This window comes from Fulvivirga kasyanovii, from assembly GCF_009711405.1.
In the GTDB taxonomy this organism is placed as follows: domain Bacteria; phylum Bacteroidota; class Bacteroidia; order Cytophagales; family Cyclobacteriaceae; genus Fulvivirga; species Fulvivirga kasyanovii.
In genome coordinates, this window is sequence record NZ_SMLW01000249.1 from 1 (window position 1) to 3,138 (window position 3,138).

At 39.9% G+C, this 3,138-nt stretch carries 1 protein-coding gene; it reads right to left on the reverse strand.

The window, feature by feature from the left end; all coding sequences use genetic code 11:
* Positions 1-86: 86 nt before the first annotated feature.
* The coding region (locus E1163_RS01450) for an ATP-binding cassette domain-containing protein (RefSeq protein ID WP_155168749.1) at positions 87-3,138 on the reverse strand (3,052 nt) is incomplete at its 5' end.

Sequence of the window (3,138 nt, forward strand, 5' to 3'; positions counted from 1 at the left end):
ATCCTCATAGGTAAAACATTAAAAAGTGATAACAAAATTATAAATTCCTTTATCTATTACAAATCATAACTTGTTTTTAGGATAAGTTATTCTTCTCCCTTACGCCCAAATTTAATTTTGCCAAAAGCTTCAATACCTTTCTTTAGCAACTCAAAGTAAAGCGTAAAATAGAGAATTAATGTCATTATCCAAATTACTATCATATTAAAATAATATGTATCTACATAACTTCCTAATAAGTACTTCTTTGGCGCGAAAAAATGTGTCCGGTAATCCAGCAAATGTTCCGGCTGATCAGGGTCATTATATATAGGGTTGATCTGTTGGATCAATTCACCCTGATATTCTATGATCCTGTCTTTTTCATTGATATTCATAACCAGGTCAGCCAGGCTTTCATTGTAATATTTGTTTTTATACTCATTTAGGTTGTAATCATACTCTTCGCTGTTTTCGAAGAAGTAGACCATATTATCCCTTTTGGCTACCGTCTTATTGTAGACGTCCTGGTAATGGGTTTTAAAAGCATTGAAGTATTGCTCTAACTGCTCCGCTTTTTCTTTACTAAAGTTATCAATAGTTAGATCTTTGTTAACATCAACACCTTCCAGTCCTTCTCTAAACGGCTCATCAGACAACTCTTGTCTAATAATGGAAAGATCTCTGGTAACTATGGTCTTTATTGAATCATTCTTGTCTTCAAAGTGATCAGCCACATAGCTTAGCCTCTTTTTCAGATCTTCTACAATGTAGGAAGATTTAAAATCAGCCTCGGCCTCTATCTTTTCCAGCTCATAATATGGATCTTCATAGGGGTTGTTCTTAAACTGGGCAACTGCCAGGGCTTCGTAAGCCCAACGTGAGGCCATAAGATCAGCCACAACGGGTACTTTGCCTTTGGTGCTTATGATATTGTTCAGTTTATCAAAGCTAAACAAAAGACCACTGAGGATCATCTGAGGGATGAGTAGCAGAGGTATGAGTACATAGACTGTTACAGCCGAATTGAATGCACTGGAAATATTAAGCCCCAGCACATTGGCCATGCATGAAGTCGTAAACAGGACAAACCAGAAGGCGAACGTCATCTCTCTGATTTCAAGTATCAGATTGCCAATCAACACAAAAGTGAAGGTTTGTATGGCTGATAGCAGGAAAAGAATAAATAGCTTGGACATCAGATAACTGTTCCAGCTAAGGTTAAGGAACGACTCTCTTTTAAGTATCTTCCGGTCCCGGATTATTTCTTCGGCACTTACTGTTAGGCCCATAAACAAGGCCACAATTATACTCATGAGCATGAAAGCCGGTATATTTTCATTGAACCTGAAAAGATACTCATTGCCGTAAGGTGAACTCTTGTACCTGATGATAAAAGCCAGGATCAGTGCCAATAGGGGAGCTTCCAGTAAGTTAATGAGCAGGTACTGCTTATTGCTAATCTTGCTCAGCATATCACGTGTAGTGAATATCACCGTCTGCTTAAACTTATTCGGTATATCCAGTGAATGTGGTGGCTCCTCAGTTACATCTTCAACTTTTTCGATACTGAAGTTTTCCTTGAAACTTTCATTCCACTGCTGAGGATTTATTTTTCTCTTGTTGGTAAGCTGCCCGTATTCATCAACCACTTTGGCTTCAATAATATTGAAGATCTGCTCCGGGTTTACGTTACCACAGGTTTCACACTGTCCCCTCTGGCTGTCAACCTGGTTGGTGGCTTTTTTGAAATAGGTAACCGCTTCAACAGGGTTGCCATAAAATACAGGATACCCGCCGGTATCCATCATGTACATTTTATCAAACATTTTATAAATGTCTGACGATGGCTGGTGTATAACCACAAAGATAAGCTTCCCTTTGAGGGAAAGTTCTTTTAAGAGGTCAATTACATTTTCTGAATCCCGTGATGAAAGGCCTGATGTGGGTTCGTCAACAAAAAGTATAGCAGGTTCCCGAATTAACTCCAGAGCGATGTTAAGCCTTTTACGCTGTCCACCACTAATGGTTTTGTCCAGAACGCTACCTACTTTGAGGTCTTTGCGTTGGTCGAGGCCAAGACTTTCCAGAACATCAAGCACCCTTTTATTCAACTCCTCTTCGGAGTAAGTAGCAAAACAAAGTTTGGCGTTGTAATAAAGGTTTTCGTATACGGTTAGTTCTTCTATGAGCAGGTCGTCCTGCGATACATACCCGATAACTCCGTGTATACGGTCCTCATCTTCATGAATATCAAAGCCGTTGATCCTGATGCTTCCCTTTGTAGGTTTTTCAATTCCTGCAAGTACGTTGAGAAGTGTGGTCTTTCCGGCTCCACTGGCGCCCATAATACCAATGAGCTTGCCAGGGCCTTCCGCTATCCGGACATCCCTTAGCCCAAGTGCTCCGTTAGGAAAACGAAACTCTTCGATCTCGGCATTGAATGAAAGCTTTGTGGTGTTGAATTCTTCATTAAAGAGGGAAATGAGGTCGCTATAGTACAAGGCGGCTCCTTGCGGGGTTTTTATTGTACTACCATGCGAGAACAAATACACCCGGTTTTTCAGCATGATAAAACCGTTTAGAACGATCTCATCTTTGCCCAGGTATTTGGTGAAATACATGTCAACACTCTTCACTCTTAAGAAGATGAGGTTGCCATGTATTTCTGATTGTAGATGCTTGGCTTCACCTTCTCCGTCATTGTTCTCATTACTATTAATGAGCAGGAGGTCGTTGAAGTTAAGCTCTTTTATATCTTGCTGAATAACAAAGCTTTCTATTAGCTTGTATTCATCTTTAACAATGTTAAATACGGTACTGATTGTATCAATGATCTCCATTCTCTGAGGGGTGAAGTTCTGGTCAGAACCTACCAACTCAAGAATTTTGATGAGTACAACAACCTTTTGCTTTTGAGTAAGGGTTTTATTGATCTTCTTGCAAAGGCCAAGGGTTTTTACCGAATCCCTTACCGATGTAAGCTTACGTTTCTTAGTTGTGTTTTCTTCTCCGGAATCGTCGTCTTTACTTTCCTGGTTGTACCCGGAAAATTTATCGTAGAGTTCCAGGTATTCTTTTACCGAATCCTGATCTAATTCCTGCTTAAAGAAACTGATAACAAACTGCCTTTCCTTCTCAGTAACGCCACCATCTTGC